We start from the raw sequence: 22,045 nt of genomic DNA, 5'->3' as shown, positions 1-22,045 counted from the left end.
TTCGCTGCCCCACATACTCCCTAACTCACCTATTCCCCTACTCCCTTACCCCTTATGCAATTTCTGCATAGTGATTGCAAAACATAGCATTGGCGGCTCCAAAGGTTTTTCCCTACCGTCGCACCAGGGCTTGTTAAACGCGCATCTGTTCCGAAAATTGCTTCACGCTTTTCGGGGTGCGCACAATCAATCACATAGATGTCCGAGGACGTGTTTTGGCCAGGGTAATTTATTTGAACGGCGCTTTCGTTGCTGAGAACGAAGCGAAAGTGTCGGTGTTCGATCGCGGCTTTCTTTTTGGTGACGGGATTTACGAAGTCAGCGCTGTCATCGATGGGCGTCTTGTCGATAACGAGCTTCACCTCGCCCGTCTGGAGCGTTCCGTCAAGGAACTCGGAATTCCATTGCCTGCTTCGCTTGACGACATTCGTGCGGCGCAGATCGAGCTGATGAAACGCAACGAACTGCATGAAGGCGTCGTCTATATGCAGGTGACACGTGGCGAAGCCGAGCGCGATTTCGTTTATGCCGACGGCATCAAGCCGAATTTCGTCATGTTCACGCAGGCCAAGAACCTCGCCAACTCGCCATCGGTCCAGAATGGCGTGCGCGTGGATGTTGCGCCCGACACGCGCTGGGCGCGCCGCGACATCAAGACCGTCATGCTTCTCGCGCAGGTGCTGGCGAAGAAACAGGCCAAGAGCAAGGGCTATCATGAAGTCTGGCTGGTCGAAGACGGTTTCGTCACTGAGGGTGGCTCATCGACGGCGTTCATCATCACCAACGACAATGTGCTGGTAACGCGGCCGAATTCACACGCCATCCTGCCCGGCTGCACGCGCCGCGCCGTCATCAAGATCGCGGAAGAACAGAACCTTCGCATCGAGGAGCGCCTGTTCACGGTCGAAGAGGCGAAGGCCGCCAAGGAAGCATTTCTCACAAGCGCATCAAGCTTCGTGACGCCGATCATCGGCATTCAGGATCACGCGATCTCCGACGGCAAACCGGGGCCAATCACCCGCCGCCTGCAGGAGATTTACATGGATATGGCTCGCACGGGCGCGGAGCCGGTACTTCAACCTTAACCTCAACAAAAGAAAGCAAGAGGGGACAATGACAATAAAAAGACTACTAAAACAGACGGCCTATGGCGCAGTTTTCGCCAGCGCAGCGGCGCTGGCAGGTGCGGGAGCCGCATCGGCAGCAACCGAAGGCTACGGCGATTGCCCGCTGACGGGTGAAAAGGGTTCGGCCAAGATCAATCCGGCGGTTGAAGGGCAGTTTACTGTCATCATCAACCTGCCTGCCCTTGGCCAGTTCAACGGCGATACGCCGGACAGCATCAAGGACGGCTATGAATTCTGCATGGCGGTCAACATTGCGCATCGTCTGGGCCTCGACAAGGTAAAGCTCGTCAACGCCTCGTTCGACTCCATTGTTGCCGGTCAGAACAAGGATTACGACATCGCGCTTGCGCTGATCTCGGTTACCGAGCCGCGCAAGAAGGTCGTGGATTTCTCCGTTCCTTACATGAATTCCGATTACGGTGTTGCTGCACGTGCCGACAAGCCGGTTACCGAAGCCGACATGAAGACCGGAAAGATCGGAACACAGGCCGGTACGACGCTGGTTCCTTTCGCACAGGATACGCTGAAGGTCGCAAGCCTCGACGTGTTCGACGATACGGCTTCCATGTTCACCGCTCTTGCCGCTGGCAAGGTTGATGCCGTGATGACCGACCTCTCGATCATTCTCGGACAGGTGCAGAATTCCAACGGCAAGCTGGCAGTTGTCGGCAAGTATACGTCCGGCGGCGAGACCGCAGGCATCTACCCGAAGGGTTCGGAAAATAAGAAGGTCATCGACCAGCTTATCGAGGACATGAACAAGGATGGCACGCTGAAGAAGCTTGAAGCTGCCTATCTGCTTCCGTCCTGGGGAATGTCGCCTTCCGACGTTCCGCTCTGGAAGCCATGATCTGACGGTTTTCGGGTCGCAATCGCAATGCCGGTTGCGACCCGGACTGATCGGCACTCAGTATCCGATTTTTGCGGCTGGCGTTCCCGATCGTCGGGACCGTTTCCCCATCTGTTTCAGCGAGAATAAACCATGTCTTATCCGGCACCGGATGCAAGCGCGGAACGCGCGCGGCAATGGCGTGTCCGAAACAAGGTTCGCACCCATGGCGGTCGTTCCCTGTTCGCTTTTGTCTTTTCCTTCCTTACCCTTCTGGCCTCGGGCCAGACGGTCTATAGCGTTTCGAGCTATACGATCTCGCAGGGCTGGCCTGAATTGCCCGTTGTGGCAGTCGGCATAGTGCTGCTGCTGGCACCGCTTGCTGTCCTCTGGTTTGCCTGGCGTGCCGTGCAGATTTCGGGCGAAGCGGGAAAGAGCGCCGATATCTACCGTGGACGCGAGCTCGGCGCACGGGCGTCCGATCTTTCCTGGCAGGTGATTTCCTATGCGGTAGCGGTTCTTATCATCTGTGCTGGCGCGTGGTTCATGATCGTCAATGACGCAGCCGTCAGCCGAACCTTCTTCGACGTCAGCCTGATCGTCAAATCGGCAGGTACGGTGCTGAAAGCCTTCGGCACGAATATCGTCATCTTCTTCGTATCGGCCATCCTGATCCTCGTCTGGGCGCTCGTCATCGCCATTGCGCGCACGCTGCCGAGCAAGGCTGGCAAGCCCATCCGCGTGCTTGCAACGCTCTACAGCGATCTGTTTCGCGGACTTCCGGCCATCATCACGATCTATCTTATCGGTTTCGGCCTGCCTCTGACCGGCCTGCCGATCCTGAAGGATCTGTCCTCCAACGCCTATGCCATCATTGCGCTGACGCTGACCTACGGCGCCTATACGTCCGAAGTCTATCGCGCGGGCATTGAAAGCGTACATCCAAGCCAGATCGCGGCAGCGCGTTCGCTCGGCCTCTCCTATGCGCGCACCATGCGCTATGTGGTCGTGCCGCTTGCCGTGCGCGGCATCATTCCGCCGCTGATGAACAATTGCATCAGCTTGCAGAAAGACACAGCACTGGTCGCCATCATCGGCACAATCGATGCCTTCAACCAGTCGAAGATCATCGCCGCGAACTATTTCAACCTGTCGGCTGTCACCACCGTCGCCATTCTGTTCATCGTCATCACCATTCCGCAGGCCCGCTTTGTGGACCGCCTGATCGAACGTGATCGCAGAAAAATGCGCTCGAGCATGTAAGGGGGACGGATAATGGCACTCGTAGAAATCGACAAGGCAATCAAGCGCTACGGCTCGCTGGAAGTTCTGTCCGGCATCAGCCTGGACATCGCGGAACATCAGGTCGTGTGTCTGATCGGACCTTCCGGCTGCGGCAAGTCCACGCTTTTGCGCTGCATCAACCGGCTTGAGACCATCGACGAAGGCGAAATCCGTCTGCATGGCGACAGGGTCACCGGAGCGGGCGTGGACCTCGACATATTGCGTCGCGAGATCGGCATCGTGTTCCAGGGATATAATCTGTTTCCGCACATGACGGTTATGGAAAATGTCACGCTGGGGCCAACAAAAGTACTGGGCATGCCGGTGAAGGAAGCCGAGGAAAAGGGTCTGGCGCTGCTGGCGCGTATTGGCCTCGATCACAAGGCAAAGGAATATCCGGATCGTCTGTCCGGCGGACAGCAGCAGCGTGTGGCGATTGTGCGCGCGCTCCTGATGGACCCGACGCTCCTGCTGCTCGATGAAATCACGTCTGCGCTCGATCCAGAACTGGTGTCGGAAGTGCTCGACATCGTGCGCGACCTTGCCAAGAAGGGCATGACGATGGTGCTCGCCACGCATGAAATGGGTTTTGCCCGCGAGGTTGCGGACAAGGTCTGTTTCCTGCAAAACGGCAAGGTCTATGAAGAAGGCCCACCGTCGCAGATTTTCGGCAATCCGCAAGGCGAGCGCACGCAGGCTTTCCTCAAACGCATTATCGAGGCCGGGCGTCTCTGACGCCCTGCCCCCAACTTCTGACCGGGAAAGACCATGACAGGCAAGGCACGCGACTACGGCATCATCTGCGGCATCATGCAGCCGGGCGAACAAAACGCCATAACCGATGTACCGGGCGTGCGCGTGGGGCACCGCACCTTGCGCAACGGCGATATCAATACCGGCGTGACGGCAATCATCCCGCATGACGGCAACATGTATCGCCGCAAGGTGCTGGCGGCCTGTGATGTCATCAACGGTTTCGGCAAGAGCACTGGCCTTGTGCAGGTCGAGGAACTGGGCACGCTCGAGACGCCGATCCTGCTCACCAACACGTTTGGCGTCGGAACCTGCGCCAATGCGTTGATCCGCGAGGCGATTGCGGGCAATCCCGATATCGGGCGCACCACGGCAACCGTCAATCCTGTCGTTCTGGAATGCAATGACGGTCCGCTCAATGATATTCAGGCGATGGCCGTCACGGAAGCTGACGCGCAGGAAGCCTTGAAGATTGCCGGAACGGATGTTGGCGAAGGCAATGTCGGTGCGGGAACCGGCATGAGCTGTTTCGGCTTCAAGGGGGGCATTGGTACCTCCTCACGCCGGTTCGAACTTGATGGCAAGGTTTATCACCTCGGCGTTCTGGCGCTGACCAATTTCGGTCGGTCCGGTGATCTGGTTCTTCCAGACGGACGCAAGCCCTCGCCGAAAGCAGACGATCAGCCCGAAAAGGGCTCGGTCATTCTGGTGCTTGCGACCGATGTTCCGATGGAACACCGCCAGCTCAAGCGCGTGACCCGTCGTTGCGGCGCGGGACTGGCGCGTCTCGGTGCATTCTGGGGGCACGGTAGCGGCGATATTGCCATCGGCTTTTCAACAGCAGTGACCTTCGATCATGACGAAGCGCGTGATGTGGTCGAGATTGCGGTGCTCAACGAAAACCGTATCGATACGTTGTTTCGCGCAGCAGTTGAATCCACGCAGGAAGCCGTCCTCAACTCCATGTGCATGGCTGAAGCGATGCGCGGACGCGCCGCAAGTCGTCGCTCCCTTGCGGACTGGCTGGAGAGCCAACCGGCGTAGGCGCCCTGGACGCCGATAGTTTCCACACAAAACCCTGATATTTTCTGTGCATTGTCACATTTGACTTCGATCATTCACTGATGATCGGGAATGAAGGATGGCATTATGCTCCCAATCCGCGACTCGGCGCGACCCATGGCATACTCCCACTACCTTGGACTGCCTAGGCACAACCGTTGCAGGTATAAAGGCGCTTCGTTTTCGGAGCAGTCATATGCTGAATCGATGACAGCTCGGAAATTTCAGGACCAACTTTTTGACGATATCACTTGTTCGCCTGACTGTATTGGGAAGCATCCTGCCATTGCTGGCGGCATGCGTTACCGTTGGTCCCGACTACCAGAAACCGAATGTGGTGACGCCTGCCGGATGGAACAGCAAGGCTGACAAACGCGCCCCGCTATTGGGCGACTGGTGGAAAAACCTGAAAGACCCGGTTCTGGATCAGCTGATAGCTGATGGAATTGCTGGCAGCCCGGATGTGGCAACTGCGAAGGCAAAGGTGCGGCAGGCCCGGGCCAATTATACCTCGGCGGGCGGCACGCTTTATCCGCAACTCAATGGTGACGGAAGCTACAAGCGGTCGGACGGCCCCAATGTGACGGCTTCAAACCAGTCAAGCATGGGCTTCAACACGACGTGGGAACTCGATCTTTTCGGCGGCAACAAGCGCGGTGTGGAAGCGGCTTATTACAATGTCGAATCCGCAAATGAGCAATTGCGCGCAGCGCTTGTCACGCTGATCGGTGACATCGCCACCAATTATGCCAATTTACGCGGCACGCAGGCCAGTATCGCCATCGCACAGCGTAATGCTGCATCGCAGCGGCAGACAGTGGCGCTGACGCGCAGCCAACTGGAAGCCGGACAGATTTCGCAGGTCGATCTTCTGAACGCCGAGACACAAGCCGCGACGACTGAATCGCAGGTTCCGGGACTACGGATCAGCTACGCGCAATATCTCAACCAGTTGTCGGTCTTGACCGGCCGGTCTTCGTCGGCGCTGGCGAGCGTTCTGGACAAGTCGCGTCCGATCCCATCAATCCCGCGCAAGGTTTCTGCCGGATTGCCTGCCGACCTGTTGCTGGGCCGCCCGGATGTTCGCGCTGCAGAACGGGACTATGCAAGCTCCAATGCCAGTGTCGGCCAGAAGCAGGCCCTGCTCTATCCGAGCATTTCGCTCACCGGAAACATCAATACGGGTGGTACCAATTTCGGTGATCTTGGCAGGCTGTCGACGATCAGTTGGGCCTTCGGTCCCAGTTTGACCGTTCCGATCTTCCAGGGCGGAAAATTGAATGCCGATGTGGACGCGGCGCGCGCAGCGCGCGACCAGTCGTTCATCGCCTATCGCAAGTCCATTCTGACAGCGCTCAGCGAAGTTGAAAATGCCAGCGTATCGCTCAATCAGAACCGTCTGCGCGTTGGCCAGTTGCAGAAAATCGTCAGCAACAGCCGCAAGATCAATGAGCTAACGCTGGAGCAATACAGGGCAGGTACGAAAAGTTTCGTGGATGTGCTGACTGCACAGCGTGATCTCTTAAGCGCAGAAACCAATCTCAGTCAGGCCCGGACCGATCTTGTCCTGAATTATGTCGCCCTGCAGAAAGCATTGGGCGGCGGCTGGAACGGCCTTATTGACGTCGCGAAACCTGAGGTCATCGATGGCTACACAGGTCCCCGCGTCGTCAAGACGACGCCCCTTCCTCCGCTGACAACCGATAAGAGACCACTATGAAACCCAAGTCGAAACGGCGTTTTCGCTGGCGTCTATGGCTGGCCATCCTCATCGCATTGCTGATCGTCGGCTATTTCGTCGTACGTTCCCTGACGAAAGAAGAACCTTTGCCCGCTACGACCGTAATCAAGCGGGGCGACATCGAAAGTTCGGTTCTTGCCACTGGCACATTACGACCGAAAAATCTGGTTGCTATCGGCGCGCAGGCAACCGGTCGTATTCTTTCTCTCAAAGTGAAGCCGGGCCAGCAGATCAAGGCTGGCGACGTCGTTGCGCTGATCGACTCGACCAACCAGCAAAACGAGTTGAACAAGGCTCAGGCATCGCTGCGCCAGAATGAAGCCACGCGCGCCCAGAATCTGGCCGACCTTGAACTTGCCAGACTGGATCTGGCCCGAAACGAGATGATGATCGGCAAGAATGCCGTCGCACGCGCCGAATACGACAAGGCGGTCAGTACCGTAAAGTCGAAGGAAGCGCAGGTTGCCAACAGCGAAGCGGCAATCGCCGCGGCGAAAGTCGACGTTCAGATCGCCGAGACCAACCTCGCCTATACCCGCATCACCGCGCCGATTGATGGAACGATCCTTGCGACGGTGGTTCAGGAGGGACAAACCGTCAACGCACAGCAGAGTGCGCCGACGATCGTCATTCTCGGCCAGCTCGACACGATGACCGTCGAGGCGGATATATCGGAAGCGGACATCACGCAGGTTCGCGAGGGAATGCCGCTTTACTTCACCATTTCCGGACAGAACCTCAAACGTTATGAAGCCAAGCTTGAGAAGATTGAACCGGCGCCGGATTCCATCGTGAGCGACAAAAGCTTCACGACAACAGCCGCGAGTTCTTCCAGCGCGGCGACCGCTTCGGCCATTTATTACAAAGGTATTTTCAGCGTCCCCAATCCGGACGGCCTGCTCAGAACCTATATGACAACCGAGGTTCACATTTTGCTTGCCAAGGCGGCAAACGCATTGATCGTGCCGGTGACGGCCCTCAAGGACACGAACAAACCCGGCAAGTACACGGTTCGCCTGGTGACTGCTGCCAACAAGATCGAGGAACGAACGGTTGAAACCGGCATTACCGACAAGATCAACAGCGAAATCCTTTCAGGCCTGAACGAGGGGGATAAGGTTGTGACTGACAATCAGGTTGTCACGCCTGCCCCAGCCGGTATCTGACATGAGTGATGCGCCGCTGCTCTCGCTCAAGGGCGTTTCACGACATTACCCGTCGGGCGACGACTTCACGACGGTCCTGAACCATGTGAATCTGACCATCGAGCGCGGCGAGATGGTAGCAATCATCGGCGCGTCCGGTTCGGGCAAGTCCACGTTGATGAACATTCTTGGCTGTCTGGATCGTCCGTCGGAAGGTGAATACCTGATCTCCGGTCGTGCGACTTCGGAGCTTGAAGCGGATGAGCTGGCCCAGCTGCGGCGCGAGCATTTCGGTTTCATTTTTCAGCGCTATCATTTGCTCGGTGAACTCGATGCCATTGGCAATGTCGAGATTCCAGCGATTTACTCGGGTCAGAGAAAAGACGAGCGGCGGAAGAAGGCAGAAATGATACTTCAGCGGCTCGGTATGGGTGACCGCACCCATCACCGGCCAAGCCAGCTCTCCGGTGGCCAGCAGCAGCGTGTATCTATCGCCCGCGCGCTCATCAACGATGCAGATGTCATTCTGGCGGACGAACCGACCGGCGCACTCGACAGTCATAGTGGCGAGGAAGTCCTGGGAATTCTTCAGGAGTTGAATCGTGAAGGGCGCACCATCGTCATCGTTACGCATGACCGGCAGGTTGCCGCGCGGGCACAGCGCATCATCGAAATCCGCGATGGTGAAATCATTTCCGATACGAGAAATGGGGAGGCTGAGCGGTCAGTGACTTCCGTACCGGTTGAGCAGGAACCTGCGAGACCAAGTTTGCTTGCCGGAATGCGCGACCGCTTCAACGAGGCTTTCGCGATGGCGCTTCGCTCGATGAATGCGCATCGGCTCCGCACATTTCTGACGATGCTCGGCATTATTATCGGTACGGCATCGGTCGTTTGTGTTGTGGCGCTCGGGCAAGGATCACAACAGCAAATTCTGGAACGGATCAGCGATCTTGGCACCAATACGCTCTACATCAGTCCCGGCAGGGGATTTGGCGATCTGAAAGCAGCCCAGATTACGACGCTCAATCTGGGTGATGCCGACGAGATCGCAAAACTGCCCTATGTCGTGGCTGCGACTCCATCCGATACGACCAGCTCCACCATTCGCGTTGGTGACAAGGAAGTCAGTGTCTCTGTCAATGGTGTCGGTTCGGAATATTTTGCCACCCGCAACAGCAAGCTGCTCGAAGGTCGCTTCTTCGATCAGCGCAGCGTTGACGATCTGGAACAGGTCGCGGTTGTCGATGAAACTGCCAAGACGACCCTTTTCCCGCATGAGGTCGGCTCTGTGATTGGCAAAATTATCCTTTTGAAGCAAGTGCCGGTGCGTATCGTCGGGGTCGTCAAAGCCGAGGACCGGGGACCGGGCTCGGCACAGACTCTGGAAGTCTACCTGCCCTATTCGACCGTTAAAACGCGCATGACCGGTTCGCGCTCATTGCAGATGATTGTGGTTCGCGTTGCCGACACGATGGACCCGTCCGAAGCCGAAAAACTGATTACGGCATTTCTGACCAAGCGACATGGTGAGAAGGATTTCTCCGTTTTCAATACGGATAGCCTGCAGAAGACCATTCAGGCCACAACTGCAACACTTGCCCTTCTGGTATCCAGTATTGCAGGCATATCGCTTTTCGTCGGCGGCATCGGCGTGATGAACATCATGCTTGTGGCTGTTTCCGAACGAATCAACGAGATCGGTGTCCGCATGGCAATCGGCGCGCGCCAGAGCGATATATTGCAACAGTTCCTGATCGAAGCGGTTCTTGTCTGTCTCATCGGTGGAGTGCTTGGGGTTCTCATCGCGGCAGGATTCGGCCTGCTTTTCGCGCAGTTCAGTTCGATGTTTCAGCTCATCTATTCACCGACATCCATCGTGATTGCGCTTGTCTGTTCAAGCCTGATTGGCATTGGATTCGGTTTCATTCCGGCCCGCAATGCCTCCAGGCTCGACCCGGTTGTGGCGCTTGCCCGAGACTGATCATTGAGTCTGCCAACCTGAGTCCCTTCTGCGGTCAGGCCGCACTTTCAGGTCGCCGAATTAACAGGCGGCATAAACTACCTTTGATTGTTGTTTTGCGCATAAATTAATATAAGAAATTACTTTATCATGTTGATAATAATGGAAATAGACATGCAACCGAGGGTGTTTATATCTCGGTTTCGGCTCTTGTGAGAATGCAGGTACCGCAAGAAATTTCTGTCTTTTAGGTCGTTTCGGAAGGGGGTTGTTAACCTTCATTTTTTATTACTTGGGCTCATTCAGGCGACAGTATCTATGGTTCAGGTATCATGCGTAATTTGAGAGAAAATTTCCCCCAATCGACAGGAAATCGTGCAGAGAACGCCCAGGACCCGAAGCTGCCTCGCGGCCAGACGGGAAGTCACAATCCGGCCAGTGACGATGCCTGGAAAGTTCATTTTTCGCTCGGCGCGAATGTTCGCTTTACCCGTACGCCGGAAGTCGAGCTTCTGCGCCGTCGCGGCGAGGAGCTTCCGAGCATCAATGAGCGCTCACAGACGAACGCGGCCGAAGCTACGCCTGCCATCAGCGTTGGGGAGGTTGCCGAGGCCCAGCCCATGGCTGTCGCAGAACTCCAGAAGACCGTGTCGCAGGGCATGGTTCGTTCGCCGGTCGCACCGGTGCCACCTGCGATGCCTGCAGTTACCGTCGCTGCCGCCGTTGCTCCGGTACAAACCGTTTTGAAAGCAGCTCCAGTCGTGGCCGAAACTGTAAATCCAGCTCAGCCATCGGCCTTCGCCTATCTTTCCGATTTCGCTTTCTGGGAAGGCTGCAATATCGATACGGCACTTGTGCCTGCGGAGCCGCTCGTTTCTGCCGTTCCGGCAGAGCCTCGCAAGCCTTTGCCTACTGTTGAATCCATTCTGGCACAGTTCCGCATTCGTGAATGGAACAAGCAGCCAGAGCTGGTTGCCGTGGCTCCTGTTCAGCCAGTCGCAGAAACCCCGGTCGTCCCTGCAGCTTCCGCACCGCAGGAGATCGTCGCACCGGAACCTGTTGCCGCAGTCGAGATCGAAACGCCTGCTCCGCAGCCGGTTGTGGCCACGCCTGAGATTGCTCCCGAAGTTGCCGGTGAAGCTACCGAAGACGAAGTCGTGCTCACCGTTGCGGAAGCCGAAGAGCATGTTGTCGAGGAAGTAGTGGCTCCGGAGCCAGCCATCGAAAAGCCTGCTCCGGTCAAGGCAGCGCCTTCGATTGCATTGTACCAGCCGCAGCCCCTCCCCCGCGCGGAAGCGCCGGTGATGCATGGCGAGTATGAATTCCCCCCACGTGATCTCCTGCAGATGCCGCCTGAACAGGACGGAAATGTCATCACGCAGGAAATGCTGGAACGTAGTGCGGGATTGCTGGAAAGCGTGCTGGAGGATTTCGGCGTGCGCGGCGAGATCATCCATGTCCGCCCCGGTCCCGTCGTCACGCTCTATGAGTTTGAACCGGCGCCTGGCGTAAAATCCTCGCGTGTCATCGGCCTCGCCGACGACATCGCCCGCTCCATGTCGGCGTTGTCCGCCCGCGTCGCGGTCGTTCCAGGCCGCAATGTGATCGGCATCGAGCTGCCGAATGCCAATCGCGAAACCGTTTACTTGCGCGAAATGATCGACAGCCGCACGTTCGAGGCATCGAACTATCGTCTGCCGCTTTGCCTCGGCAAGGGTATCGGTGGTGAACCGATCATCGCAGAACTGGCCAAGATGCCTCACCTTCTGGTGGCGGGCACGACCGGCTCGGGCAAATCGGTTGCCATCAATACGATGATCCTTTCGCTGCTCTACCGCTTCAAGCCGGAAGAATGCCGTCTGATCATGGTTGACCCGAAGATGCTGGAACTGTCCATCTATGACGGCATTCCGCACCTTTTGACCCCGGTTGTTACCGATCCGAAGAAGGCGGTCGTCGCCCTGAAATGGGCCGTGCGTGAGATGGAGGAGCGCTATCGCAAGATGGCCCGCCTCGGTGTCCGCAACATCGAAGGCTTCAATGCCCGCGCCGCCTCGGCCAAGGGCAAGGGCGAAACCGTGATGTGCACGGTCCAGTCCGGCTTCGACAAGGAAACGGGTGAAGCGACCTATATTCAGGAAGAGCTCGACCTGACGCCTATGCCTTACATCGTGGTCATCATCGACGAGATGGCCGACCTGATGATGGTTGCAGGCAAGGACATTGAAGGTGCAGTCCAGCGTCTTGCCCAGATGGCCCGCGCCGCTGGCATTCACCTCATCATGGCCACGCAGCGTCCATCGGTCGATGTCATCACCGGTACGATCAAGGCCAACTTCCCGACCCGCATCTCGTTCCAGGTTACCTCGAAGATCGACAGCCGTACCATCCTCGGCGAAATGGGTGCCGAGCAGCTTCTCGGTCAGGGCGACATGCTGCATATGGCAGGCGGCGGACGCATCGTCCGCGTCCATGGTCCGTTCGTTTCAGACGAGGAAGTGGAAAAGGTGGTCAATCACCTCAAGGAACAGGGACGCCCGGATTATCTGGCGACCGTGACGGAAGACGAGGAAGACGAAGACGCAACGCCGGAAGCGACTGTTTTCGATGCTACCTCAATGGGTTCGGAAGATGGTGATGATGTGTATGAACAGGCAATCAAGGTCGTGATGCGCGACAAGAAGTGCTCCACGTCCTATATCCAGCGCCGCCTCGGTATCGGTTACAACCGCGCCGCCTCGCTCGTGGAGCGGATGGAAAAAGACGGCCTGGTCGGCCCTGCCAATCATGTGGGCAAGCGCGAGATCCTGACAGGGAGCCGGGACTGATCGCCGCCAAATCCAGGTTAAAGAGTGGCCGGATTGCAGATGCGATCCGGCCTTTTGCTGCGCCTTGCCAATGGCTTAGAAACTGTTGCAGCAATGCGCTTGTCAAGATGTAAAATTTGGTTAATACTTAGTTCATTCGTACATTCTTGATAATCGGTCGAGACAGCTTCGAGAGTTGTTTCGCGCCCAGAAAACAGGGAGAATGATCGATGAAAAGCATTATTATCGGTCCTGCCACGAGTGAAAAGGATCGTACTGTCACACAGCAGATTTTGCTGCGTATCCATGAGCAGATGCCAAAGCCCTCAGAAGACAAGACTCAGGTTTGCAACGTGTTGCGCCTATCGAAGGGCGGCTACTCTCACCGTAGACGCAGAATTCATAAACTTGCCTGATAACGAAGCGATATATTAGAAAACCTGCTCAGCGCCACGCATTCAAAGCGAATGCGGTAGGCGCTGTAATTTTATCATCACAAGATAGTCAGTGCTGAAGATCGAGTGCGCGATAAAGCTCGGTATCCTTTGCTTCCCCGCTTATACGTTCAGCGAGAATCCGCCCCGTCGTCGGCCCGAGTGTAAACCCTTGATGACCGTGCCCGAAATTCAGCCACATGCCCTTGTGTCGCGGAGCCTCCGCAACGACGGGCAGCATACGGGGCATACAGGGGCGACTGCCGAACCACGACGTCTTTTCCGTAGGAGCGCCGATGTCGAAAAGCTCGTTTATGGCCTTGATAGACCTGTTAAGCTGCTGATGGCGAGCCACGCTGTTCAAAGGTGTCAGTTCGGCCCCGGTCAGGATGCGCAAGCCCGCATCCATCGGCGTTGCCACTGTTGAATTGTGTACGTCGACGATTGGAACCTTCGGCCCGGTGCCTGAAAAATGCTGATGGTATCCGCGCTTGATAACAAGTGGAATTTTATAGCCGAAACCGCGAAGGACTTCCGGGCTCCATGGGCCCAGAGCAAGAACAACGTGGCGTGCGCGATGTGGCCCTTCGGTTGTGTCAACCTGCCAGCCGGAACCATCCTGCCGCAAACTGCGCGCATCGCCGTGCAGAAAGATTCCCCCGCGCTTTACGAAAAGGCCAACATAGGACTGAACGAGAGCGCCCGGATCGGAACAGGACCAGGGATCGGTCCAATGGATGGCCCCGGCCGGATCAGTCTTCAACGAGGGTTCAGCAGCGCGGACAGCCTTGCTGTCCTCAATGATGCTCGCAACGCCGAACTCCTGTTTTTTTCTCTCCGCATCACGCGCGGAAATATCAAACGAACGGGCGGAACGATGCAGCTCACGCAGTCCGGTCCGCCTTATCAGGGTCTCGGCTCCTGAAGCTTTGATCAATGGAGCATGATCGTCGGCAGCACGCCGGATCATACGCGCATAGAACTGCGAAGCTGTGCGGTGACGCCCCGCTTCCGAATTGTGCCAGTAGCGCGACAGGGCGCCAATCTGTCCCGGCATATCGCGAAGCCGCCATACAACCTGATTATTGGCACCGAATGCAGCCTTCAGCAGATCCAATGGGGCGCGTGGCAAGGCATAGGGGCTTACGGCTTCTGTCTGGATTATCCCGGCATTGCCATAACTCGTTTCGGTTCCCGGACCGCTTCGGTCGACAAGAAGAACGGACCAGCCCCTTTCCTGCAGGGCGAGCGCCGCGCCGACACCCACCATACCGGCACCAAGAACGATGCAATCCGTCATATCCAGCTACTTCTCAGAAATGGTACGATTCTCTTTGCGCCAGTATGTAAAATCCGGCCTGCGACTGACAAGTTCGATGATCACGTTCTTTTGTGGTCCAACCCTTTCTTGGCATTGAATTTTTGTTATAGAAGGCCACTTTCTGCATCAGGCTCTGCTGGCTGCCGTGATTGAAGGACAAGATGATGCCCTCCCCCGAAAATGAACAAACGGTCCAGAAAACTTCTTCCCGGTTCTTCCTTGTTTTGATGTCGGTGCTGGGGGCCATCTTCTTCATCGTTTTCATGGGGCTGGGCATCTGGCAGGTTGAGCGCCTGCAATGGAAGCTCGATCTCATCGCAAGGGTTGATGCGCGTGTTCATGCCGAGCCAATTGCAGCGCCGGGTCCGGACGATTGGGCCAATGTCAACCAGAAGGATGACGAGTATCGTCATGTCATGCTGACCGGCACCTATCTGAACGACAAGGAAGTGCTGGTTCACGCGCTGACCGAACGAGGCGCGGGCTATTGGGTCCTGACGCCGATGCGTTCGCCCGATGGCGCGCTGACTTTCATCAATCGTGGCCTGGTTCCAAACGACAAGCGCGATCCGTCATCGCGGCAGGAAACGCAAATTGCCGGTGAAACGACCGTGACCGGCTTGCTACGTATGCCGGAACCGGATGGGTTCTTCCTGCGCCCGAACGACCCGGCGCGCAATGACTGGAATTCGCGCGATGTCGCGGCCTTTGCGCAGAAGGAAAATCTGGGGCCGGTTGCGCCCTATTTCATCGATGCCGATGCAACTGCCAGCGCAGGAGCGCTTCCCATCGGTGGGCTGACGGTCGTGAAATTCCGTAACAGCCATCTTTCCTATGCAATCACATGGTTTGCGCTTGCTGCCATGGTTGCGGGTGCCGCCATTTTTCTCTGGCGGCACGAGCGCAAGTCAAAAGGTTAGATGTGTAACGCGTGGCCGAGAGCTTTCATGCTGGCTTCAGCAAAGCCCTCGCTCAATGTCGGATGTGCGTGGATCGTAGCGGCGATGTCTTCCAATCTTGCCCCCATCTCCACCGCTTGCGCGAAGGATGATGAAAGCTCGGATATGCCGACGCCGACAGCCTGAATGCCGAGAATGAGGTGATTATCCGCACGTGCAACGACGCGGATCATGCCATCTTCGCGTTCGATGGTCATCGCCCGACCGTTGGCCTGAAACGGGAAAATACCGACCTGAATTTCATGACCAGCCTTGCGGGCTTCCTCCGGCGACTGCCCTACAGTGACGATTTCCGGATCGGTGAAGCAGACGGCAGGAATGCAACGCTTGTCCCAGACCTGATTTCCACCTGCGATAATTTCCGCCACCATCTCGCCCTGTGCCATGGCACGATGCGCAAGCATTGGCTCGCCGGTCACGTCACCGATGGCATAGACACCGCGCATGGAGGTGCGGCAGCGCTCATCGATACGGATGAAACGTCCGTCCATATCGAGGCGGATTTCGCTCAAGCCCCAGCCATCGGTCTGCGGCTTACGGCCTACTGTAACGAGTATCTTGTCGGCCTCGATGGACTTCGTAGCGCCATCGGCGGTGAGAACTTCTAGCCCCGTCTCATCCTTTGATAGCCCCTTGGCCGAAGTGCTGGTCAGGACTTCAACACCGAGTGCCTTCAGGCGTGCCATGACCGGACGCGTCAGTTCGGCATCATATTGCGGCAGGATGCGATCCGTCGCTTCCACCACAGTAACCTTCGCGCCAAGCTTGGCAAAGGCCGTGCCGATTTCCAGCCCGATATAGCCGCCGCCGACAATGGCGAGCTTTTCCGGAATTTTTTCCAGTGACAGCGCTTCAGTGGACGAAATGACTTTTCCGCCAAATGGCAACGCCTGAATTTCGACCGGGACCGAGCCGGTTGCGATCACGATGTTTTCGGCATGGATCGTCTGACGGCCTGTATCGGTTTCGACGAGAACGGTCTTCCCGTCGAGAAAGCGAGCTTGCCCATGGAACATGCGCACGCGCGACCGTTTGAGGAGGCCTGCCACGCCGCCATTGAGGCGGCTCACGATACCGTCTTTCCATTCTAGCGTTCTGGCAAAATCGATGGCCGGATTTTCTGCCGAAATACCGAGTGCGCCCTTTGACGCGAAGACAGAAAGCCGGTGGAATTCGTCGGCTGCGTGGATCAGCGCCTTGGACGGGATGCAGCCCACATTGAGGCAGGTGCCACCCAGCCGTGTCTTTTCCACTAGCACTGTGTCGATGCCAAGCTGGCCTGCCCGGATGCCGCATACATAGCCGCCGGGGCCGCCGCCGATAATCAGGAGTTTGCAGGAAATCTCACTCATTCGATCAGCCTTCTACAAAAATCATGGCAGGCGTCTCCAGAAGGCTTTTCAGCTTCTGCACGAAGACCGCTGCATCCCAGCCGTCGATCACGCGATGGTCGAAACTACAAGACAGGTTCATCATCTTGCGCGGCACGAACTGTACGCCGTCCCACATCGGACGAACGGCCATCTTGTTGATGCCGACGATTGCGACTTCCGGGCGATTGATGATAGGCGTCGTGGCGATTGCGCCGAGCGGCCCAAGCGATGTGATGGTGATGGTGGAACCGGTCAGTTCCTCACGCTTCGCCGTGCCGTTGCGCGCCGCGTCGGTAACACGCGACAATTCCGAAGCCGCCGCGAATACACTCATGCTTTCCGCATGGCGCACGACCGGCACGATCAGGCCATTCGGCGTTTGCGTGGCAATGCCGATATGCACGCCACCAAACTGGCGGATGATGTCGGCCTCGTCATCGAAATGCGCGTTTAGGCCGGGCTGTTCCTTCACGGCTTTCACGATCGCGCGGATGATGAACGGCAACAGCGTGAGGCGCGGACGGCCTTCCTTCTGCTCGTGATTGAGCTTGGCGCGAAGCTCCTCGATCTGGCTGACGTCGACTTCTTCAACGATAGTAATATGCGGAATATGGCGCTTGGCCTCGGCCATACGTTCAGCAATCTTGCGGCGAAGGCCGATAACCTTGATCTCGTTGACCGAACTATCGGCTGCGTAACCTGACAGAGCCGGTGCTGCGCCTGTTTCCTGCTGGAAAAAGAGGTCGAGGTCTTCATGCGTGATACGCCCCGCCGGACCTGTTCCGCGAACACGACGCAGATCGACACCTGCATCACGGGCCCGCAACCTGACAGACGGTGTGGCTAGTGGCCTTTCGCCCTCACCGCGTATTGGGCCAGCGCCGGTGAATGGTCGACCTGCACTCTCACGCTTCGGCGCAGCGGGCTTAGGAGGAACCGGCGTCTGCAACAGAACCGGTGTTTCAGGAGTTGGTGCTGGTTGCGGCTTGACCGTTTCCACGGTCGCTGGAGCCGGATTTTCCCCGGTTTTTTCGACGGGCTTTTCTTCCGTCGCACTGCCCTCGATCTCCAGACGGACGAGTTCGGAACCCACGGCGATCTTCTCGCCGACTTCGCCATTGATGGCGATGACCTTGCCGCCGCGTGACGATGGAATTTCCACCGTTGCCTTGTCGGTCATGACAGCTGCGAGAAGATCATCCTCACGCACGACATCGCCGACCTTCACATGCCATTCGACAAGTTCGGCCTCGGCAACGCCTTCACCGACATCGGGGAGCTTGATTGTAAAATGTGCCATGCTTCCCTCCCCCTCAAGATTCCATGATGGATGTTAGCGCGCGACCTACCCGGTCCGGACCGGGGAAATAGGCCCATTCCTGCGCATGCGGATAAGGCGTATCCCAACCGGTAACGCGGAGGATTGGCGCTTCCAGATGATAAAAGCAGTCGCGCTGGACGAGTGCGGCAAGTTCTGCACCATAACCGCAGGTCAGCGTCGCTTCGTGCACGATAACGCAGCGCCCGGTCTTCGTCACCGACGCCATGATCGTGTCCGTATCGAGCGGGAGCAAGGTGCGAAGATCGATAATCTCCGCATCGACGCCGGTTTCCTCGGCGGCTGCAAGCGCCACATGGACCATGGTGCCATAGGCAAGCACCGTCACGTCATTGCCCTCGCGGCGAATGGCAGCCTTGCCGAGCGGCACGGTATAATAGCCTTCCGGCACATTGCCGAGATCATGCTTCTTCCAGGACGTCACCGGACGGTCGTGATGCCCGTCGAAAGGACCGTTATAAAGCCGTTTCGGTTCGAACATGATGACGGGGTCAGGGTCTTCGATGGCCGCCAGCAGCAACCCCTTGGCATCGGCAGGTGTAGACGGCATAACTGTCTTCAGGCCCGACACATGGGTGAAAAGCGCTTCCGGGCTCTGGCTGTGCGTCTGGCCGCCATAGATACCGCCGCCGGATGGCATACGGATCACGATGGGACAGGTGAATTCGCCCGCCGAACGATAACGCAGGCGCGCAGCCTCGGAAACGATCTGGTCATAGGCCGGGTAGACATAGTCCGCGAACTGCACTTCGATGCAGGGGCGAAGGCCGTAAGCGGCCATGCCGATAGCGGTGCCGACAATGCCAAGCTCGCTGATCGGCGCATCGAAGCAGCGTTCCTTGCCGTATTTCTTCTGGAGGCCAGCCGTACAGCGGAAAACACCGCCGAAATATCCGACATCCTCACCGAACACGACGACTTTCTTGTCGCGTTCCATGGCGATATCGTGGGCGTTCTGGATCGCCTCGATCATGGTCATTTTGCTCATGGATTAAAACCCCGCTTCCTGACGCTGGCGGATGAGATGCGGCGGTGTTTCAGCATAGACATCCTCAAACATGTCGCGCATCGACGGCTTGCGACCGTCATGCAGCGTACCAATGGCTTCCGCTTCGCGCTGTGCGGCAACCACGAGGTCCATCACTTCGGCCTCTGCCTGCTTGTGACGTTCATCCGACCAGACGCCGCGCTTGATAAGATGGTTCTTGAGCCGCAGGATGGGGTCGCCGAGTGGCCATGCATCGCTTTCGGCCTTGGGCCGATAGGCGGAAGGATCATCCGAGGTGGAATGTCCGCCGGCGCGATAAGTCACGTATTCGATGATGGTCGGTCCGAGATTACGCCGGGCGCGTTCTACAGCCCATTTGGCAACCGCATGGACGGCCAGATAGTCGTTGCCGTCAACGCGAAGCGCCGGAATGCCGAAACCGTGCCCACGAGCTGCGAAAGTGCCGGAGCCACCGCGCGCAATGCCCTGAAAAGTGGAAATTGCCCACTGATTGTTGACGATATTCATCACTACCGGGGCTTTGTAGGTCGAAGCAAAGACCAAAGCTGCGTGGAAATCGCTTTCGGCGGTGGAACCGTCGCCAATCCATGCGGCTGCGATCTTCGTGTCGTGGCTGATAGCGGACGCCATGGCCCAGCCGACGGCCTGCGTATATTGCGTCGCGAGGTTGCCGGAAATGGTGAAGAAGCCATGTTCCTGTGACGAGTACATCACCGGAAGCTGGCGCCCTTTCAACGGGTCTTGTTCGTTGGAGAAAATCTGGTTCATCATCGTGACGAGCGGGTAATCGTCGGCAATGAGCAAACCCGCCTGACGATAGGTCGGGAAATTCATGTCACCCTTGCGCAATGCCTTGCGGAAAGCGCAGCTGACCGCCTCCTCGCCCAGATGCTGCATATAGAACGAGGTTTTGCCCTGACGTTGCGCCATCATCATGCGCGCATCGTAAGCGCGCAGGATCATCATGTGGCGAAGCCCGTCTTTCAGCTCATCGTCGGTCAAGGTGCCTGCCCAGGGACCAACCGCCTCGCCTTCGCGGTTCAAGACGCGGATGATGCTGAAAGCCAGATCGCGCATTGCTTCCGGCTTTTCATCGATTTCCGGTCTACGAACGCTTCCCGCACGCGGGATTTTGACATGGGAGAAATCCGGTGCATCGCCAGGCCGCCATTCAGGCTCGGGAACATGCAGGGATAGTACGACATCATCGCTCATGCGGGTAACCCTCGAAACTGGCCGCGCAACTGGCCTCGGGAACTTACAGAATGTCGAACGGGGGAATATTGGATTGGTTCCGTGCGTTTCGGAACCCCTATTGCCGGCACTGTTGTTCACATCTGCCGACCTTGCTCCTCCCATGCGACATGGCGCCGATTTCCTCCTTCGGCACCATCCACTTTCAGGGTGGAACGGGTTCAAAAATAAAGCAAGATTATTTTTCGACCGCTTCGGCACTCTTTTGTGAAACCGGTTCGCTCTTGCTTGGAGGAGAAGTAAGGTGCGCCGGACGAAACAAGCTTATTTCCGTGATTTAAATGGGATTTTAAGTGGAATGTTTCGCTGCCATATACCGCAATAATATTGCTTTTGATTGACGATAGCGTCAGTACCTGTTGGTACTGTTTCAGCTGTTTTGAGCGCGGTTTTCGTTTCTGACAGATTCAGCATGAGGCGTTTTGTCCATATATCCCGGCATGAATAGCAGCCATCGGACGATATCGATTCTTCAAAAAGAAAGCCGCACCCAGAGGGTACGGCTTCGAATGGATCTATGAAATGTTCGGTTCAGCGGATCGCTTTACCGTCCGCATTAAATCGATGCACCTTGCTGTCATCAGGCGTAATGAAGATTACGTCGCCTTCATTGTAATGATGTTCGCCAAAGAGCCGTACCGTTATCAGACCAGCAGCTTCAGTTTCGACGTAAAGGATCGTATCGGCGCCGAGATGTTCAGCATGGATGACCTTGCCTTTCCATTTGCCGCTCTCGCGGCTGACGGAAATGTGCTCGGGGCGGATGCCGACAGTCTTCGCTTCAGTGTCACCAACACGGGTGCCGTCCACGAAATTCATCTGCGGCGAGCCGATAAAGCTCGCGACAAAGAGATTGTCCGGCTTGTTATAGAGTTCCATCGGCGAGCCGATCTGCTCGATGCGACCGGCATTGAGGACGACGATGCGGTCGGCGAGCGTCATCGCCTCAACCTGATCGTGCGTGACATAAATCATCGTCGCCTTGAGCTCGCGGTGCAGCTTGGCGATTTCGAGCCGGGTCTGAACGCGAAGCGCAGCGTCGAGGTTCGACAGCGGTTCATCGAACAGGAACAGTTCCGGTTCGCGTACCAGTGCACGACCGATGGCGACGCGCTGGCGCTGTCCACCCGACATTTCAGCGGGGCGGCGACCCAGATAAGGGTCCAGCGCCAGCATTGCCGAAGCCTTGGAAACGCGCGTTTCGATTTCCGACTTGGGCGTGCCTGCCTGCTTGAGACCAAGCCCCATATTGTCCTTCACCGTCAGGTGCGGATAAAGCGCGTAGGATTGAAACACCATAGCGATACCGCGCTTGGACGGCGGCGTGACGGTTACGTCCTCACCATTGATGAGCACCTGACCGGAAGAAACGTCCTCCAGACCCGCGATGGAGCGCAGAAGCGTTGACTTGCCACAGCCGGAGGGGCCGACGAAGATGATGAACTCGCCGTCCTGCACTTCAAGATTGATATCTTTCAGAACTTCCTGTGCACCGTAGCGCTTGTGTATCGATTTGAGTAGCAGCGATCCCACGTAACAAATTCCCTTAGAGCATTTCCAGCAAAAGTGCGAAGCGGTTTTGCGTAGGATAATGCGTGAAAACAAAGAGATAGAGCGGTTCCACGATTCCGTTTTAACTGGAACC

The 22,045-nt window shown here is 57.0% G+C and carries 17 protein-coding genes; 11 read left to right on the top strand and 6 right to left on the bottom strand.

Annotation, left to right across the window (positions count from 1 at the left end):
- The first annotated feature begins 233 nt into the window (after nt 1-233).
- The 10 genes from MKS82_RS19505 to MKS82_RS19460 all read left to right on the top strand — a co-directional run bounded on the left by MKS82_RS19505 (nt 234) and on the right by MKS82_RS19460 (nt 13,127).
- Nucleotides 234-1,085, top strand: a complete 852-nt coding sequence (locus MKS82_RS19505; protein ID WP_445558090.1) for a D-amino-acid transaminase — start codon at nt 234-236, stop codon at nt 1,083-1,085.
- A gap of 28 nt (nt 1,086-1,113) precedes the next feature.
- The gene (locus MKS82_RS19500) at nt 1,114-1,977 is read left to right on the top strand and encodes an ABC transporter substrate-binding protein (RefSeq protein WP_109988744.1); all 864 of its coding nucleotides are present in this window, start codon (nt 1,114-1,116) and stop codon (nt 1,975-1,977) included.
- Nucleotides 1,978-2,109: 132 nt separating this feature from the next.
- On the top strand, nt 2,110-3,219 hold the full coding sequence (locus MKS82_RS19495) for an amino acid ABC transporter permease (protein WP_240579187.1): 1,110 nt from the start codon (nt 2,110-2,112) through the stop codon (nt 3,217-3,219).
- 12 nt (nt 3,220-3,231) lie between these two features.
- Nucleotides 3,232-3,975, top strand: coding sequence for an amino acid ABC transporter ATP-binding protein (locus MKS82_RS19490; RefSeq protein ID WP_109988746.1), 744 nt, complete (start codon nt 3,232-3,234; stop codon nt 3,973-3,975).
- A gap of 33 nt (nt 3,976-4,008) precedes the next feature.
- The gene (locus MKS82_RS19485) at nt 4,009-5,037 is read left to right on the top strand and encodes a DmpA family aminopeptidase (RefSeq protein ID WP_109988747.1); all 1,029 of its coding nucleotides are present in this window, start codon (nt 4,009-4,011) and stop codon (nt 5,035-5,037) included.
- Between the two features lie 256 nt (nt 5,038-5,293).
- Nucleotides 5,294-6,775, top strand: a complete 1,482-nt coding sequence (locus MKS82_RS19480) for an efflux transporter outer membrane subunit (RefSeq protein ID WP_146206494.1) — start codon at nt 5,294-5,296, stop codon at nt 6,773-6,775.
- A complete protein-coding gene (locus tag MKS82_RS19475) occupies nt 6,772-7,962 on the top strand; it encodes an efflux RND transporter periplasmic adaptor subunit (protein WP_109988749.1) in 1,191 nt (396 codons plus the stop codon). Before MKS82_RS19480 ends, MKS82_RS19475 begins: the two co-directional genes overlap by 4 nt.
- Nucleotide 7,963: 1 nt before the next feature.
- Nucleotides 7,964-9,925, top strand: a complete 1,962-nt coding sequence (locus MKS82_RS19470; protein WP_240579186.1) for a MacB family efflux pump subunit — start codon at nt 7,964-7,966, stop codon at nt 9,923-9,925.
- Nucleotides 9,926-10,236: 311 nt separating this feature from the next.
- Nucleotides 10,237-12,732: a DNA translocase FtsK gene (locus MKS82_RS19465; protein ID WP_109988751.1), complete on the top strand. Its 2,496-nt coding sequence runs from the start codon at nt 10,237-10,239 to the stop codon at nt 12,730-12,732.
- Nucleotides 12,733-12,941: 209 nt separating this feature from the next.
- Nucleotides 12,942-13,127: a hypothetical protein gene (locus MKS82_RS19460; RefSeq protein WP_105544423.1), complete on the top strand. Its 186-nt coding sequence runs from the start codon at nt 12,942-12,944 to the stop codon at nt 13,125-13,127.
- Nucleotides 13,128-13,215: 88 nt separating this feature from the next.
- Here the strand turns inward: MKS82_RS19460 and MKS82_RS19455 are convergent, their stop codons facing one another.
- Entirely contained in the window at nt 13,216-14,445 is a 1,230-nt protein-coding gene (locus tag MKS82_RS19455; RefSeq protein WP_109988752.1) for an NAD(P)/FAD-dependent oxidoreductase, read from the bottom strand.
- Nucleotides 14,446-14,627: 182 nt separating this feature from the next.
- Between MKS82_RS19455 and MKS82_RS19450 the strand changes: the two genes are divergently transcribed.
- Nucleotides 14,628-15,386, top strand: coding sequence for an SURF1 family protein (locus tag MKS82_RS19450; protein ID WP_109988753.1), 759 nt, complete (start codon nt 14,628-14,630; stop codon nt 15,384-15,386).
- Here the strand turns inward: MKS82_RS19450 and lpdA are convergent.
- The 5 genes from lpdA to MKS82_RS19425 form a co-directional block, all read right to left on the bottom strand.
- Nucleotides 15,383-16,777 (bottom strand): dihydrolipoyl dehydrogenase, encoded by a 1,395-nt coding sequence (lpdA, locus tag MKS82_RS19445; RefSeq protein WP_109988754.1) that lies wholly within the window; start codon nt 16,775-16,777, stop codon nt 15,383-15,385. The genes MKS82_RS19450 and lpdA overlap by 4 nt on opposite strands.
- A 4-nt stretch (nt 16,778-16,781) precedes the next feature.
- The gene (locus MKS82_RS19440; protein ID WP_109988755.1) at nt 16,782-18,098 is read right to left on the bottom strand and encodes a dihydrolipoamide acetyltransferase family protein; all 1,317 of its coding nucleotides are present in this window, start codon (nt 18,096-18,098) and stop codon (nt 16,782-16,784) included.
- A 13-nt stretch (nt 18,099-18,111) separates the two neighbouring features.
- On the bottom strand, nt 18,112-19,125 hold the full coding sequence (locus MKS82_RS19435; RefSeq protein WP_109988756.1) for an alpha-ketoacid dehydrogenase subunit beta: 1,014 nt from the start codon (nt 19,123-19,125) through the stop codon (nt 18,112-18,114).
- Nucleotides 19,126-19,128: 3 nt separating this feature from the next.
- Nucleotides 19,129-20,361 (bottom strand): 3-methyl-2-oxobutanoate dehydrogenase (2-methylpropanoyl-transferring) subunit alpha, encoded by a 1,233-nt coding sequence (locus tag MKS82_RS19430; protein ID WP_012092949.1) that lies wholly within the window; start codon nt 20,359-20,361, stop codon nt 19,129-19,131.
- A 570-nt stretch (nt 20,362-20,931) separates the two neighbouring features.
- Nucleotides 20,932-21,933: an ABC transporter ATP-binding protein gene (locus MKS82_RS19425; RefSeq protein WP_109988757.1), complete on the bottom strand. Its 1,002-nt coding sequence runs from the start codon at nt 21,931-21,933 to the stop codon at nt 20,932-20,934.
- Nucleotides 21,934-22,045: the final 112 nt, after the last annotated feature.

The sequence above is a fragment of the Ochrobactrum sp. A-1 genome (assembly GCF_022488005.1).
Lineage (GTDB): Bacteria > Pseudomonadota > Alphaproteobacteria > Rhizobiales > Rhizobiaceae > Brucella.
Note: the sequence above shows the minus strand (reverse complement) of the source record. Positions and strands in the feature narration are given on the sequence as shown.

What these genes read in the sequence shown, in the direction of transcription:
- MKS82_RS19485 (WP_109988747.1), top strand. Translation starts at nt 4,009, where the DNA reads ATGACAGGCAAGGCACGCGACTACGGCATCATCTGCGGCATCATGCAG.
- MKS82_RS19435 (WP_109988756.1), bottom strand. Translation starts at nt 19,125, where the DNA reads ATGAGCAAAATGACCATGATCGAGGCGATCCAGAACGCCCACGATATC.
- MKS82_RS19475 (WP_109988749.1), top strand. Translation starts at nt 6,772, where the DNA reads ATGAAACCCAAGTCGAAACGGCGTTTTCGCTGGCGTCTATGGCTGGCC.
- MKS82_RS19495 (WP_240579187.1), top strand. Translation starts at nt 2,110, where the DNA reads ATGTCTTATCCGGCACCGGATGCAAGCGCGGAACGCGCGCGGCAATGG.
- MKS82_RS19430 (WP_012092949.1), bottom strand. Translation starts at nt 20,361, where the DNA reads ATGAGCGATGATGTCGTACTATCCCTGCATGTTCCCGAGCCTGAATGG.
- MKS82_RS19465 (WP_109988751.1), top strand. Translation starts at nt 10,237, where the DNA reads ATGCGTAATTTGAGAGAAAATTTCCCCCAATCGACAGGAAATCGTGCA.
- MKS82_RS19460 (WP_105544423.1), top strand. Translation starts at nt 12,942, where the DNA reads ATGAAAAGCATTATTATCGGTCCTGCCACGAGTGAAAAGGATCGTACT.
- MKS82_RS19450 (WP_109988753.1), top strand. Translation starts at nt 14,628, where the DNA reads ATGATGCCCTCCCCCGAAAATGAACAAACGGTCCAGAAAACTTCTTCC.
- lpdA (WP_109988754.1), bottom strand. Translation starts at nt 16,777, where the DNA reads ATGAGTGAGATTTCCTGCAAACTCCTGATTATCGGCGGCGGCCCCGGC.
- MKS82_RS19440 (WP_109988755.1), bottom strand. Translation starts at nt 18,098, where the DNA reads ATGGCACATTTTACAATCAAGCTCCCCGATGTCGGTGAAGGCGTTGCC.
- MKS82_RS19490 (WP_109988746.1), top strand. Translation starts at nt 3,232, where the DNA reads ATGGCACTCGTAGAAATCGACAAGGCAATCAAGCGCTACGGCTCGCTG.
- MKS82_RS19500 (WP_109988744.1), top strand. Translation starts at nt 1,114, where the DNA reads ATGACAATAAAAAGACTACTAAAACAGACGGCCTATGGCGCAGTTTTC.
- MKS82_RS19455 (WP_109988752.1), bottom strand. Translation starts at nt 14,445, where the DNA reads ATGACGGATTGCATCGTTCTTGGTGCCGGTATGGTGGGTGTCGGCGCG.
- MKS82_RS19470 (WP_240579186.1), top strand. Translation starts at nt 7,964, where the DNA reads ATGAGTGATGCGCCGCTGCTCTCGCTCAAGGGCGTTTCACGACATTAC.